Annotated in this window: 12 protein-coding genes and 3 pseudogenes; 1 reads left to right on the forward strand and 14 read right to left on the reverse strand. The window is 38.7% G+C overall.

Annotated elements, in window-relative coordinates; translation table 11 throughout:
• Window positions 1-11 precede the first annotated feature (11 nt).
• The 10 genes and pseudogenes from ACIQAA_RS18740 to ACIQAA_RS18785 form a co-directional block, all read right to left on the reverse strand.
• Window positions 12-1088: a Ger(x)C family spore germination protein gene (locus ACIQAA_RS18740; protein ID WP_402622252.1), complete on the reverse strand. Its 1077-nt coding sequence runs from the start codon at window positions 1086-1088 to the stop codon at window positions 12-14.
• Window positions 1075-2568: a spore germination protein gene (locus ACIQAA_RS18745; protein WP_402622254.1), complete on the reverse strand. Its 1494-nt coding sequence runs from the start codon at window positions 2566-2568 to the stop codon at window positions 1075-1077. Before ACIQAA_RS18745 ends, ACIQAA_RS18740 begins: the two co-directional genes overlap by 14 nt.
• 190 nt (window positions 2569-2758) lie before the next feature.
• On the reverse strand, window positions 2759-3307 hold the full coding sequence (locus ACIQAA_RS18750; RefSeq protein WP_402622255.1) for an NADPH-dependent FMN reductase: 549 nt from the start codon (window positions 3305-3307) through the stop codon (window positions 2759-2761).
• Window positions 3308-3337: 30 nt separating this feature from the next.
• Window positions 3338-3781, reverse strand: coding sequence for a MarR family winged helix-turn-helix transcriptional regulator (locus tag ACIQAA_RS18755; RefSeq protein ID WP_402622257.1), 444 nt, complete (start codon window positions 3779-3781; stop codon window positions 3338-3340).
• 60 nt (window positions 3782-3841) lie between these two features.
• Window positions 3842-4123, reverse strand: coding sequence for a pirin family protein (locus ACIQAA_RS18760; protein WP_402622259.1), 282 nt, complete (start codon window positions 4121-4123; stop codon window positions 3842-3844).
• A gap of 254 nt (window positions 4124-4377) precedes the next feature.
• Complete coding sequence (locus ACIQAA_RS18765; RefSeq protein ID WP_402622260.1) at window positions 4378-5436, reverse strand: LLM class flavin-dependent oxidoreductase; 1059 nt, start codon at window positions 5434-5436, stop codon at window positions 4378-4380.
• Window positions 5437-5610: 174 nt separating this feature from the next.
• Window positions 5611-5742, reverse strand: a complete 132-nt coding sequence (locus tag ACIQAA_RS18770) for a MarR family winged helix-turn-helix transcriptional regulator (protein ID WP_402622261.1) — start codon at window positions 5740-5742, stop codon at window positions 5611-5613.
• 138 nt (window positions 5743-5880) lie between these two features.
• Complete coding sequence (locus tag ACIQAA_RS18775) at window positions 5881-6291, reverse strand: hypothetical protein (protein ID WP_402622263.1); 411 nt, start codon at window positions 6289-6291, stop codon at window positions 5881-5883.
• 74 nt (window positions 6292-6365) lie between these two features.
• On the reverse strand, window positions 6366-6728 hold the full coding sequence (locus tag ACIQAA_RS18780) for a DoxX family protein (protein WP_402622265.1): 363 nt from the start codon (window positions 6726-6728) through the stop codon (window positions 6366-6368).
• Window positions 6729-7877: 1149 nt separating this feature from the next.
• Window positions 7878-8337: pseudogene (locus tag ACIQAA_RS18785) on the reverse strand (transposase); the annotation flags it as partial.
• Window positions 8338-8406: 69 nt separating this feature from the next.
• Here ACIQAA_RS18785 and ACIQAA_RS18790 point away from each other — a divergent pair.
• Window positions 8407-9234, forward strand: a pseudogene (locus ACIQAA_RS18790) (aldo/keto reductase).
• Between the two features lie 210 nt (window positions 9235-9444).
• Here the strand turns inward: ACIQAA_RS18790 and ACIQAA_RS18795 are convergent.
• The 4 genes and pseudogenes from ACIQAA_RS18795 to ACIQAA_RS18810 form a co-directional block, all read right to left on the reverse strand.
• Window positions 9445-11013 carry an HAL/PAL/TAL family ammonia-lyase gene (locus ACIQAA_RS18795; RefSeq protein ID WP_402622267.1) on the reverse strand — a complete coding sequence of 523 codons (1569 nt, stop codon included), beginning with the start codon at window positions 11011-11013 and terminating at the stop codon, window positions 9445-9447.
• Window positions 11013-12593: a BCCT family transporter gene (locus ACIQAA_RS18800; protein ID WP_402622269.1), complete on the reverse strand. Its 1581-nt coding sequence runs from the start codon at window positions 12591-12593 to the stop codon at window positions 11013-11015. The genes ACIQAA_RS18795 and ACIQAA_RS18800 overlap by 1 nt, the downstream gene beginning before the upstream one ends.
• A gap of 813 nt (window positions 12594-13406) precedes the next feature.
• Window positions 13407-13856: pseudogene (locus tag ACIQAA_RS18805) on the reverse strand (transposase); the annotation flags it as partial.
• A gap of 970 nt (window positions 13857-14826) precedes the next feature.
• Window positions 14827-15378, reverse strand: a complete 552-nt coding sequence (locus ACIQAA_RS18810; RefSeq protein WP_402622270.1) for an NADPH-dependent FMN reductase — start codon at window positions 15376-15378, stop codon at window positions 14827-14829.
• Window positions 15379-15397: the final 19 nt, after the last annotated feature.

Consider the following 15397-nt stretch of genomic DNA (forward strand, 5'->3'; position numbering starts at 1 on the left):
TCACCCGCCATTTATTCACCTATGCCTGATTTAGTTAGTTGAAGATTTAGATCAACATCAAATACTATATTTGAATATTCTTCTTTATAAAATTGATTCTCATTCCAATCCCTGCTATATGCTCTTACTAAATCCCCTGTGCCTAAAGGGTCCACCTCCTCATCCTTGAATTTATTTAATAGGAGCACCAAGTCCGTTTGGAGCTGCTTTTTTAAATGTACAAGTGATTTATTCATTTCTACTTGTGTTCCTTGTGGATATTCCTTTACCATTCCATTTAATGTCAGGTGGTAGGTTACCTTTGTTTCGTTTTTATGTTTTGAGACCGTCTTGTTCCCCTTTCCATATTGAATAGAGAATAGGGCTGTACTTTTGCCCTTTTTATCATTAATTGTATAGGGTATATCCCCTTGAATAAATTTACCCTGCAGCAATTTGTACAACATCATTTCTTCCCTATTAATGACTATTTTCAACCGATCATCTTTAAATATTCCGAACCCGATTATTTCAGTTTCCCCGTTTTTATTAAATCGAATATACGGAACCGAGAAATCTCTTCCTTCCCCATAAAAGTCAAACAGTACCGTCGAGAGATTGGAATGGGGGATGTTACCTGATTGCATATTTTGTTCAATCATATAATATGGAAGATTATCACGACCTTTATCTTTTAAACCTTTTGAAACAGAAGCAATGGATTCCTCCGTAACAACAATATATAAATAGTTACTTATGAGAGGATCTTTACAAATGGTAAGTAAAAAGTGCGATAACCCCTCTTTAGCTACCTCTTTGCTAAACATAATCATCCTCAATTTTGCAATATCGATCCGTTTGGTAGATTGATTATTCATTTTATTTAAAATCAGCATAATTTGCTTTGAATTTCCCTGGAGAAAGCTTATTTTACCACCCTTTTTAGTAAGATCGGAGTACAACGCTGTACCCGTATAACCTGACTTGTTTTTATCAAACCCCAAAGTTGTCAAAATATGTAATTGGTCTACTACCCTTTCATTGCTGCAACTAGTTAGAACCAGCACCAACAAACAGAGAAGAAGCAGCATTCGTTTAACTCTCCTCATGATTAATATCCTCCATGTCTTCGCTGGGTTCATATCGTTTAAATGACAGTGGCTTTAAAGATTTGTTCCTTTTATTTATATATTGAAATGATGAACGGATAAAGCTGTCCGCAAAATTCCCTGTTCGAAAAGGGAATAAGGGCACCAAATAAGGAGTCCCTAAAGATTTCAGCCTCAATAAATGACCCATAAGTAACAAGAGCCCTGCAACAATTCCTAAGCCCCCCCAGATTGATGCGAGAATAATAAAGGGAAACCGTAAGACCCGAATGGTGTTAGCCATTTTAAAAATAGGAGTTGTAAATGAGGCGAGTGCTGATAAAGCGACAATGATAAGCAATATACTACTGGTAAGCGCAGCTTCAACAGTAGCCTGCCCAATGACAATCCCCCCCACGATCCCTAATGTTTGACCAATTTTGGCAGGCAACCGAGCACCTGCCTCACGCAACAATTCAATGGTTATTTCCAAAAAGATAACTTCCATTACTGGAGGAAATGGAACATTTGCCCTCGAAATGACAAGAGGCTCAAGTAATTTTTCCGGAATCACTTCAAAATGATAGGTTAGTACAGCAACATAGAACGAGGTTGCAAATATCGAGAAAAAAACACTACAAATTCGAGCAATACGAAAAAATGACCCAAGTATCCATGGTAATAAATAATCCTCCGGCGAAATAAAAAAATCCAAAATGGTAGACGGACCTGAGATTACATAAGGAGAGCCATCGGATAAAACGGCTACTTGTCCTAATGTAATTGAATACGTAATACGATCGATTCTTTCCGATGATGTAAAAAGCGGGAAAATCGTATTGGAGTTATCTGAAATGATTTGATCTAGCATTGACGAATCATAAACAACATCTAAATTAATATTATTGAGCCTCTGTTTCACAGTTTGGACTTGTCTAGGATTCGTTACTCCATCTAAATAGGCAATAGCTACCCTTGTGTTAGAGACAGTTCCAATCGTTATTTCTTCAATAACTAAATTGGAAACTGCAACTAGTTGCCTTAAAAGATGAATGTTTATATCAAGATTTTCTACAAAGCCGACTTTGGGTCCAACTACACTAAATTCATTCTCTGTATCATTATTCTTTCGATGCCCCATTTGACCATTATTGACATTTACGAGAATAAAGTCATTTTCAACATTCTTTAGCTGTATGATCACAAATCCCTTTATAAGTTTGTTTTCAACATTTTGGGTATCATTGGTTACTTTGATTTCATCAAAAGGAAGGATATTTTTGATATCTTCCAATTCGTTAATCTTTTCTATATTCTTTTGAATTTCCTGTATAAGATATCGATTTATTTTATCTTCGTTTATTAAAGATTTATAATAACTAATCTCTATTTTTCCAACGGGAGAAAATTGATGAAAGTCACTGGATTTACAGGCTTGCGCCATAATATCTTTCAATGACTTTTGTGCCGTTTTATTAGAGTGTGGTTTAAACCATCCCATATCGTTGGTCCCTTCACTAAAAGATAAGACAACACCATTATTTTCTCGGTGTTTCAAAAATCTATACTTTAAGTTTCGAAATTAGATGAATGTCAGTGCTAATATACAATGCAAATAAAAAACGAATATCAAACACTACTTTTAGGTAGTATCTGATATTCGAATTCAGTTCAATATATGATCTTTGTTATTATCTTAAGGTTTTTAATGCCCCGCTCCATGCAACAACTTGGTCAAGCATTTCATTTACATTATTTAGGTGCAAATCAGCTGGTTTAAATGTAGTATAGTTTTCAAAGTCGGTAAATAAGGATAATGTAGGGTGTACACGGACATCTGCAATCATTAATTCGCCCATGATTCCTCTTAAATGTTCAGCTGCACGAGCCCCACCAGTTGAACCATAACTCACGATACCTGCTGCTTTGTTATTCCAGGCTTCACGAGCAAAATCAAGTGCATTTTTTAAGGCTCCTGTTATACTGTGATTGTATTCCTGAACGATAAATACGAATCCATCCAAGCTGTTAAGCTTTTCGTTCCAAGCTGCAATTCCTGGTTCTGTCCCATCAGTTGTTCCTAAAAATGGTAATTGATAATCTGCAATATCTACGATTTCATAGTTTGCATCTCCGCGTTTGTCCGCAATTCCTTTAACCCATTCTCCCACTTGCGGGCTAACTCGCCCTTGCCTTGTACTACCTAAAATAATTCCGATATTTAATTTCTGATTAGTCATTGTTTCTTCCTCCTGTATCGTTTTTTAAATTTATTTATCCAAACTCTGTGCACCCATTCCAATTCTCTTTAATAAATCAATTAGCAGTTCTTTTTCATCATTTGAGACAATTGATAAATTTTGAGAAATGGTTGCAACGTGTTTGGGGAAAATCTCGTCAAATAGTGCTCTTCCTTCTTCTGTTAGGAGCACATTAGAAGCCCTTCTGTCATTAGGGTTTGGTTGTCTTTCCACAAGCCCTTTCTTTTCTAACTTATCAACCACATAGGTGATACTTCCACTAGGAATCGAGAGTATCTCACTAATTTTTTGGACAGGATGAGGACCTTTACTGTAAAGCAATTCAAGAATCATAAAATTTTCATTACTAATTTTATGACTTTCAATATCTTTCTGAATATTTTCAACAACAGCTTTGGAAGCCTTCATCCAAACACGTAACAATCTCAAATCCAGATTACTTTGATCTTGCATCACCGAACCTCCTTTTAAAATAAAGGTTATCTTGTTTTTCTGTGTAAAGGATAATCAACTTCAGTTGGAATCTCTATAGCAGCATCCGAAGTTCTTCACCTTTAGGCTGAATGGTAAAGCTTTCAACTTTCTCTGACTGAATAATAAAGAAATCCTTGTTCTCAAATGAAACTCCAATCCATCAATCACACCACCATTACCTCTAATAGTTAAACCAGCTAGTGTCCGGTTAGGTGAAAGAGCAAACTTATAGGTTGCACCATTTCCAATTTCAACATCGTACAGTTTGGCATCTATCACGAGATTGATTGGTGAATGTTCACCTAATATTGTCTTAACCATTACACCGTTTTCTGAAGTGATGGGAAATCTTCATGCACGTATTTTGAGTAAGTGGATTTGCCGACAATTTTTGGGACAATGTTTTTGACTTCCGACACGTGAGCACTGCTTCTGGTGCACACTTTTTTTATGGCTAGCGGAAATTTGTCCATTGACACATAGTTCCCCTTATTTTAATGTCAGAGGGGAACTTTGTGTCATATCAATTTAAATTATCATATTGATTCTAAAGGGTTTGTCGACCGTTATTATTATTAGAAAATTCTTTCTTCAGATCCCCATCTTGCGACCTCTTCTCGAACCCGCGGTGCGACTTCCTTACCCAATAGTTCAATGGATTTCATAACATCCTCATGTGGCATGGTTCCAGTAGGTAAATGTAGGAAAAATCGTGAGAAGCCTAAATGTTTGCGCATGTAAATAATTTTGTTGGCCACCGTTTCGGGATCGCCTACGTAGAATGCGCCTTCTAAGCTGCACGCAGCATCGAATTGTGAACGGCTATAATGTCCCCAGCCACGCTCTTTACCAAATAAATTAAAAGATGCCTGAGTAGGAGGGAAATACTTGTCGACCGCAAGTGAGGTACTCTCCGCAACGAACCCGAGTGAGTGTATGGCTATCGGTAATTTCGATGCATCATGTCCTGCACGAGTAGCAGCATTCTTATAGAGCGGCACGAGCGGAGCAAATTGCAAGGGACTCCCGCCAATGATCGCCAAAACAAGAGGCAGTCCAAGTACCCCTGCTCTTATTACCGATTCCGCATTACCCCCACTGCCAACCCACACGGGTAAAGGGTTCTGAACCGGACGCGGATACACACCCAGATTCGTAAAGGCAGGTCGATGCCCTCCTTTCCAGGTTACCTTCTCCGACTCCCTTAATTTTAATAATAGTTCCAATTTTTCCTCGTAAAGCTCATCATAGTCTTTTAAATCATAACCAAACAATGGAAACGCATCAACCATAGAGCCTCGACCCGCGATAATCTCAGCACGTCCATTTGAAATACCATCGAGCGTGGCAAATTGCTGAAACAATCGTACTGGATCAACAGCAGAGAGCACGGTAACCGAACTGGTTAAGCGTATCCTTTTGGTCATGGGCGCTGCTGCAGCCAGCACAACGGCAGTAGCGGAATCCCCAAATTCCTTACGATGATGCTCGCCGACCCCAAATATATCCAACCCAACCTGATCGGCAAGGACGATTTCTTCAACAACCTGCCGCAATCGCTCCGCATGACTTATCGTCTTGCCCGTTTTAACATCCGGTGTTGTTTCGACAAACGTATCTACACCTATTTCCATTTTCAAATCCCCCTAAATACAAAATTAAAGTAAAATCCTTCTTTCAGAAAGAATCCGACACATCATTTTTGGCATTGCCTCATGATTCTTGGTACCATACCCGATTTTCTTCAGCACGTGAATAAGTTCGAGCTTCTCCTCATCCGTCGCGAAGGACAAATTGTCGGAGATCATTTAAACATGCTGTGGGAAGATATTATCGAAGTAACGTCGTCCTTCCCCGGTCAATGCCACATTTGTTTTACGTCGATCACCCGGGATGGGGAGCCGTTCCACATACCCCTTCTTCTCCAGCTTATCGACCACGTAGGACTGAGCCCATAGCTGTCAATGGCACTTGCTAAACTCGCGTACAGCACTTTCATCGAGTTATTAATTACGCGTATCAGTCTTAAATCAAGAGCCTTATCCTCAGCGTCGCGTTCAGCCATTCAAAAGCCCCCCCTATCTCCGTTTATCATACAATGGATATTCCACTTTTGTAGGGACTTCGATTAGAAAAATTCGAAGCTTCTCTCCTTCAGCACGGATACTGATTTCTCCCTCTTTGTCACATTGTACGATGGCAAAGTCTTTATTCTGGAATGTAACGGGGACTTGTCCAGGCACCAAAATGAAACCACCGGTGCCTTTAAACGATAATCCAGCAAGCGTCTGGTTCGGTAATAGCCCATGGACGTACGACGCCCCTGGCTCAATCTCTACGTCAAACATTCGTGCAGCAGCCACCAATTGTTGGACGGGTGAACCTTCTCCCAATATCGTCTTAACATCCACTCCATCCAGACGTGTTTGAGGAAACTGCTCGTGCTTGAAATGAGAATAGGTTGGCGCTCTTTTTACCGCTTCATTCAAGTAAGGCTCAAGCCAAATTTGAAAACCCTCGAAGCCTGCTTCGGTTTAATTTCCAATTTAATCCCTCCTTTATGTTAATCGGCTGAAAGCAATGATCCAAAATTTATTAATAAAACAATTAATCCAAGAATTAATAAAATAATAGGCATCATCATTTTGTTTACAGAATCCTTAACTTTGATGTGTGTGAAAATGGCCCCAAGCATTGTCCCAACAATAAGTAAACCACCCCACGTAGCTAATTTATCATTCCAAATACCTGAGATAACTAATACCGCTGCAATAACTTCAACCAGACCTGTAAAAATCCTAAAACCTCCTGGATACCCATAACGCCCAAATTCATCCACCATTTGCTTTGAACCGAACTTCATAATTCCAAACATTAGAAATCCTAATCCTAATAAAACTTGAAGAATAATTGATAAAATACCCATTAAAACCCTCTCCCTTTATCCTAATATTATTTATCTCGATTCAATATGTCCTAACATTAGGATAAATCCATCCTAACATTAGGCTATATATTATGTCAACAAAAAAACAACCCAATTTATGGTTACTGAGTTGTTGTGTAGTTTTATACACTATGCATGATTGTTTTTAAACTAATCTGATCCTATATATAAATAACGATATTTTCAGGGTTTTCCATTCTTTATAGCCGGCAATAATTCCTCTAAATATCAATTAATTTGCTATTATCTAAAGCATGGGAATCTTACGATGCGGGCAAAAGGATTGAAGGGTTCTCCCCACAAACATTAAAGGCTTATCATCTTCAAGCTAAATTACTTATTCGTTATTTTAACGATCTGAACATAGGAGATATTACTATAATTTAATTTAAAGAATACTTGGCAAGCTCTAATGAAAACTTGAAACCAACAAGTTTAGCTCATCGCATACTCTCTGCGGAAGAAAAAATGCGTGATTTCTTCGTAGTAAAACACTTTCATGGTTAAATGAAGAGCTTGAGCGTGTCTTACCTGAACAAATACGTGAAGATACTCGAAAATATTTTTCGAAGAGCCTATAAAACAAACCTCTCATGAAATTCCTTAATTAAGAGGAATTTAGAGAGGTTTATTCTTTTTGAGGGAAAACGTATCTTCCGATTGTCTATTGATAACTACAACCAATCCTCAACTCCTTCAGTTTGATACGTTTATCTCTCGAATGCTCACTTATTCGCAGGATTTCATAACCCTTATAAATAGAATGACGGGTAATTTGAATGAATTCAGATCATTTGGCTTCGTGAAGGCATAGTTAAATAAAGGAGTCAGCTACCACTCCATATTTTTTACCATATAATGTACATCGCCACGCCACCCCTGCGGCTTTCCCTCCCATGTCTCAACGGGTCAATTGCCCTCTCATTCCTTCGTCATGCCTATCCAAGGTGTGGAGGCCAGTTATGCTAACATGGTGGGTCACAGTGCCCACTTGTTGAATAAACCTGGTACTCCGTATATATTTGAAATCCTACGAATAAGACAACATTCAAAATTATAGTTAACTATTTTAATTAATACATTTATAAACTAATGTTTTATTTCTAAGCTGCTAAAGGGATTTGGACATTAAGACTCATTTCGTCGTGCTATTCCTACAAAAATCCTTGCTAGTTTACCGATCAGTTTCATTATTGAATTCATTTTCTTTATCTTCTTTACCTTCACATTATGGGAATGGATGGCTTTAAACTGAGGGTTATGCATCACAAAGCTCATGGTTGCTAAGTAGAGGAATCGACGTAGTCTGGATCTTTCACACTTTGAAATGACAATCTGACCTTGCCATTTGCCTGAACTTGCTTCAACTATATGTAATCCCGCATGACATAATAGTGAGTTTCCGTGAGAGAAACCAATTAGATCTCCTGATTCTCCTAGTATCCCGGCTAATGAATTTCACTTATTCCTTTAATCATAAATAGTTTTTTTGCAAATGGTAGTTTGTAGAGAACTTCTTTAACTTGTTGTTCAACTCTTTCGAGTTGTTTTACAGCGAGGTCATATATTCCTCTAATAATTGTTCTATAACAATCTAACCCTATTTCGACACGATTTCAATAAATTACCCAATTTTAAAAATTGGAGGACATTAATCATGAGAACAATGAAACTAGGTAGCAGCTCATTAGATGTGCCAGTCGTAGCATTTGATTGCATGCGTATTAACTCATTAGACAAAACAGGGGCTGAGCGCTTTGTTCAAACAGCTTTTGAGTAAGGTGCAAACTTCTTCGATCATGCGGACATTTATGGTGGCAAAAATGTGAGGAAATATTCGCTAATGCCATCCACATGAATGCAGATATTCGTGAGACAATCATTCTGTAATCGAAATGCGGCATTCGCAAGGGAATGTTCAACTTTCCCAAAGAACACATTTTAGAGTCGGTAGATGGGATAATGAAACGGCTGAAAACGGAATATCTAGACGTCCTGCTTCTGTACCGCCCAGATGCGCTTGTAGAGCCAGACGAGGTAGCGGAGGATTTTGATACTCTTGAAAATTAGGGAAAAGTGCGGCATTTGGGAGTATCTAACCAGAATCCGATGCAGATCCAACTGCTAAAGAAATCTGTGAAGCAACCGCTTGTTGCAAACCAACTCCAATTAAGTATCACCACCGCCAACATGATCTCGAATGGAATCAATGTTAACATGGAAAATGTATCAGCCATAAATCGTGATGGAAGGATACTTGATTTTTGCAGACTGAATAATATCACCATTCAACCCTGGTCACCTTTCCAATACGGATTCTTTGAAGGCGTATTCCTCTGAAACGAAAAGATCCAAGAGTTGAATCAGCAAATTGATGAAATCTCGGCAAAATATGAAGTGAGCAACACGACCATCGCCATCGCTTCAATTGACTCGTAAAGAATGGAATAGTATCTATCGTGCAGCAGGCCATTTCCTACCGTAAACGTCTAAAGTAAATAGCATGCTTATCTGAATTCAAACATAGTAATTTTAATTAAGAATGTTTGAATAAAATAAATTACATTAGACTTTGATATTAAAAAACGAGGCACATCTCAAAATTGTGCCTCGTTTTTTCTAAATCCAAAATAACTCCTATTGTTACAAGAGTAACATTGGGGTTAAATCCATTTTCAAGGAACCTAAAACGTTCCTAAAGTAATTTTCCAATTTCATCTTCAACACATTCGATGATTTCTCCAGTATGAACCATCTCTATTAGCGTTTGTATATGAGGATAAAGGTACGTGTCTTCTTCCATTGTTGGTACAGTTCGTGCAATCCGAGCTAAAACTGCTCTAGAAGCAGAACCCGGTAAAAGACCTCTTTCCACGAACTGATGTGCACAATGTATGGATAACAGTTCAATGGCTAGGACATATTCAAGCTTAATAGCCACCTTACGTGCTTTTTTTGCCGCATTGTATCCCATCGCCACATAATCTTCTTGGTCAGCACAAGTCGGAATGTTATCAACGGTCGCCGGATGGGATAATATTTTCATATCATTTAAAATACCGGCTTGTGTATACTGCGGGATCATCAGCCCCGAATTGAGTCCTGCATTTCGTATGAGAAATGTTGGATAGCCTGAATGTTGACCATTAATAAGCCGATTGTTCCGGCGCTCCGACATCTTGGCAATCGTTGTGGCAGCTATACATGCGGAATCCATCTCAATCCCGACGTAAGAAGAATCACAATTACACCCTGAAAGGGCACCGACGGCATCCTCATCCGGCCATAATATCGGGTTATCACAACATGAGTTTATCTCAATTTCAATCGTTTTCAATGCATCGAGCAGCGTTTTCTTAGCTGCCCCATGCAATTGAGGAATGCTCCTTAAAGATAACGCATCTTGTAAGCGATAATCCACGAACTTCTTAGCAATCATAGAATCCTCTAGTATTCTTCTAATATTTGAAGCTGTATTTCTTTGTTCCTGATGAGGACGAACGCTCATCAGACGGTCGTCAAAAGCGCGAGTCGTTCCCTTTAATACCTCTAACGTCATGGCACCGATGATATCTGCGACAGTGGCAGCCTTTAACATATCATACAAAGCCAACGCTCCCATACCTGTCGGACTTGTTGTACCGCTCGTTAGTGCCAAACCTTCCTTTGCAGTTAGTACAATTGGGCCCATACCCACACGAAGCAACGCTTCTTTCGCTGTCAGGAGCTCTCCGTTCACAAAGGCCTTTCCTTCACCCAGCAATACGAGCGCGATATGAGCTTCAGGACTTAAATACCCAACAGAGCCTTCCCTTGGAGCGAATGGAGTCAGACCTATATTTAAAAACTGCCGATACATTTCTAATGTTTCGATTCGCACCCCAGAATAACCTTGTCCAAGATTTTGCAATACCATCAGCATCGTTGCCCGAACATCTTCCTCCTCAAGCGGTTCTCCTACCGACGTTGCATGAGACAGGAGGATATTCCTTTGTAATTGAGCCGTTTTTTCCGGGGATATCAATTCTGTGGAAAGGGCACCGAAGCCAGTATTGACTCCGTACATAACCTTTCCTTCGTTGATCCCCTTTTCTACGAGTAGCTGCGATCTTTCTATCCGTTGACGGTAGCTCTCAGAAAACTCTACATATGCACCATAACGTGCCACTGCCACAAATTCATCGAGTGTAATCGGATTTCCAAGGGTTACTTTTTTAATCTCTTTGGAACGCAAGTTTTTCTCTTCCTTTACTCTTTCGACCATCACTTTTCCACCTTATCTATAAAGAACATTTTTATCGCAGAGATCACTTGCAACACGAAAACGAACAGGACAGATGAGCCGCCAAGCGCTGCTAGATATTTTACACCATCAACCCCCTGTGCCCCTCCGGCGAAAGCGACCATAATGAAGGCAATGATCCCAATAGAAAGTGCCCAAAGAAGCTTTTTCCAATTTGCAGGCTCTTCGTCATATCGAATGTTTACAGTACATAATTGTGAAATTGTACGAACCATTGAATCCGCACCTGTTGCAAAAGAAAGAATGAGCGAGATCATTACAACTGGAATAATGACTGCGCCTAACGGTAAATTGGCTAAAAATGACCACAAAGCTGCTACTGCCCCGCTCTCTTTGATTGTCCCCACTAAATCGACAACGTTGTTCTGCTGCCAGTGCAGGGCCGTTCCTCCCCAAATACCGAACCAAATAATGCTGAATACGGAAGGTAAAATCCAGTTAACAATCATAAATTCTCGAATCGTGCGTCCGTGTGAGATGATGGCGAGAAAAATACCCATTAACGGTGCATAGGCAATCCAAATCGCCCAGTCGTACAAAGTCCACCACATGACAAGAGCTTCTCCGCCTAAATCAATTGGATCAAGTCCCCATTGCCAGAAGTTCTGGAGCCAATATCCCATGCCTGCGGTGGATGTCCGAAGCATATATAATGTTGGCCCGAGAATAACAAGTGCGATGAGAAGGATATAAAATACTTTTGCATTGATATCTGATAAAAATCGAATCCCTTTATCTAATCCCTTTAAAGAGGATAGTGTAAACATTGCCGTAATCACTAGCGTTAACACGAGCCACACGAGAGGCCCCTGTTGGATACCATATGTCGCCTCGATACCTGAACCCACTAATGCCAATCCTGCTCCAAGCGAAGATGCTAATCCTAGTGCGATGGCTAACACGGATAATGTATCGATTATACTGGACCAAAGCCCTTTGGTCACTTTTTCTCCAAACAACGGAATTAACGTGGAGGTTACTGACAATGATTTCTTGCGATTAAAATACATATAGGCTACGACTAGACCACTCAATGAATACATGGCGTAAGGTATAAACGTCCAATTGTAAAAACTGCGCCCCATGGCATAGATTGCTGCAAGGGGCGTTCCAGGTTCCACTCCAGTTCGCTCCATTTCTCCATAAATATTTCCGAAGTAAATGATCGGTTCATTCACTCCATATGTAATGAGTCCTGTTGCAATTCCACCCGTTAATGCCATCGCAAACCAGGACCCAAACCCATACTTAGGTTTAGCGTCCTCTCCGCCCAATCTTACTTTACCTAACTTTGAAAATGTTACGATCCCCACAATGACTAACGCCACAATCGAAATGATTTGATAAAGCCACCCAAGCCCTCGTAAAGACGCTACAAATCCATTCATTGATATTTCAGCCAACAGTTTATTGTTAACAATTCCTAGAACGGCACCTCCCCCAACTATAAGAAAAGATGGCCAAAATACACCTTTACGTGTTTTTCGTTTAGAGTGTGCTACTATTTCCGCAACATTATCTTTTTTGGTTTCCAATGACATAAAAATTCCACCTTCTCTCAATTAATAATAGATAATAAAAGCTAAACTTTTTCAATTTTCTTTAGAAAAACGATCTAGGATGTCTACCGCGATAACAACCTTACTTGGGTGTAACAACATCTTGAACCAATATTCCTCCTGCAATGTGGGTTCAGTATACGTTTCTACTCACCTTTTTTGTGTTTTCGTTTCACGCGTAAAAGTGTTATTTTTAAATATACTGAAAATTATAAAAGGTAAACGCCTTCAAAAATAGGAACTTTTCTTTGGAAAAACGATAAATATTTTAGAAGTTAAATTTTCCTCCGTCTGATTTATTCAATATTTTTAGATTATTGCGATTATTTTTGATTTTTATAAATTGATCCTCAAACTAAAAATCTACTTTTATCCCTATTCCTAATTCATTGGATCTTAATTTGATGCGTTCCAGGCACCGGATTCTCGAGTATTGACACTGGATATATTCCTTCAATTTGATGTTTACCTTCTCCTGGTGTAGCTGAAAAAGCAGCAAAAGCAATTGCGGCTAGCGTTTCAATTGGAAGAATAGGAGAAAGTGGGGAGGTTACTAATATGGTTATTTACTATCTAAAGAAGTTTTAAATGTAGTACAATCTATCTATACTGTTGATAGTGGTTAAACCAATAATTAAGATGAAGTAGGTGGAATTACTCATACGCCTTTAAACATATCTTTATTGCCCTTTGCCTCTTAAATCTAGTTTTTTAGACGATTAAAAGTCAGACACATCAGTTATTCGACTTGTTTTATTCATAGAAATAGTAGTGGAATCCATTACTCCTCTTAAATTTAAAAATGGTAATATCAGAAAACAAAACTCTTCCGCCAACCATTTTGTGGTTGTTGGCCAGAAAAACGATCTCATCAAAAATCTCCTGAAAAATATTTGTTTCTTTAAAACGAGTACGTCTATTCCAACTTATAGTTGAATGATCCGGTACTGGATCATTTAGTTTTAATCCTAGGAACCATCGATAAGCTACGTTTGTCTGGATTTCCCGTTCTAATTGGCGTTCAGAACGAACTCCATAAAAATATCCTATAAACATAATCTTGAAAAGTTGAATAGGGTCCGAAGGACGCCCGTTTTTTTCTGAGTAATACGGACGGACCTTTTAACCATTAAAAGAAAAGTTTATGTATTTATCAACTTTTCTAAGACGATGATCCTGTGGTACCAAATCTTCAATAAAAACAAATTCTGCTTCATTTTGTATCTCTTTTTTTGGTTTATACATTCAATCCACCGTCCTACAATTATTAATTATATTATAGCAAATTAACGCGGTGAATTATTAAAGTTTTGAGGGAAAATAAAAGGCTGTCGAGAGTTTCTCGACAGCCTGACCGGGCATAGCCCGGTTCTTGTTTGTTTAACGATTATTCGGACAGCTTGCAGTCATAAGACTATGTCAACAAACTGAAATGTATCTCTTCCATTTTAATTATCTGGTAAATGTCGAACCCCCGTCTATTCTTCTGCTTAGAAGTACGGGTAGATGGCATTGGCGTATACCTGTGAACCCTTTTGGTTCGGATGGCCAATGGAAGCCCGCATGCAGACTCGAAGTCCATACCGGTTCAACCTGCTTCTGTACATGAAACGAGACGTTCTGCGCTATTAAATCTGGTGGTTATAAATTCTCGGAACTAGAAGCGTCCTTCCAGTAAAACTATCGATCCCGCTTCTATAAATAAGAAGCCCTGTCCATAAACGAACAATATTACTGATTTTTATTACATTCTTATTGTTATTGGATTATCCTTTTCCTTGGAGACAAGATAAAAAGCATACCTCATTACAGGGAAATGCTCCAATAACTTTAAACTATTCAATTAAACATTATGTGTTTGTGCTCCCTTATCCCACAAAAAAGAGTTCCTTTATACTTCCACCAACCGACGTCCAAGCAACTTGGTACATTATTGTATTTATCACCGTTGCAAACAAGGCGACAGGCATATATCTACGACGAGCAGAGTTGTTTAAATAGAATAAAGAAAGCCAGGATAATAAAAAGAATGGCCATAAAACAAGTTTTATATTATATATGAAGACTCCTTTTAGATCATTAATGCACCTGTTTGTTTAAGTACAATCGTCAATCTTTTGATTGAGTAAACTGACACTGTAAATAAAAAACGAAGATCAAACACTACTTTTAAGTAGTATCTGATATTCGAATTACATATCAATATGATAGTTGATTATTTTCTTAAGGTTTTTAATGCACCGGTCCATGCAACAACTTGGTCAAGCATTTCATTTACATTATTTAGGTGCAAATCAGCTGGTTTAAATGTAGTATAGTTTTCAAAGTCGGTAAATAAGGATAATGTAGGGTGTACACGGACATCTGCAATCATTAATTCGCCCATGATTCCTCGTAAATGTTCAGCTGCACGAGCCCCACCAGTTGAACCATAACTCACGATACCTGCTGCTTTGTTATTCCAGGCTTCACGAGAGAAATCAAGTGCATTTTTTAAGGCTCCTGTTATACTGTGATTGTATTCCTGAACGATAAATACGAATCCATCCAAGCTGTTAAGCTTTTCGTTCCAAGCTGCAATTCCAGGTTCAGTACCATCAGTTGTTCCTAAAAAAGGTAATTGATAATCAGCTATATCTACGATTTCATAGTTTGCATCTCCACGTTTGTCAGCAATTCCTTTAACCCATTCTCCCACTTGCGGGCTAACTCGCCCTTCCCTTGTACTACCTAAAATAATTCCAATATTTAATTTCGCATTTGTCATTGTTTCTTCCTCCTGTAAC

Source organism: Neobacillus sp. NPDC093182 (assembly GCF_044754045.1).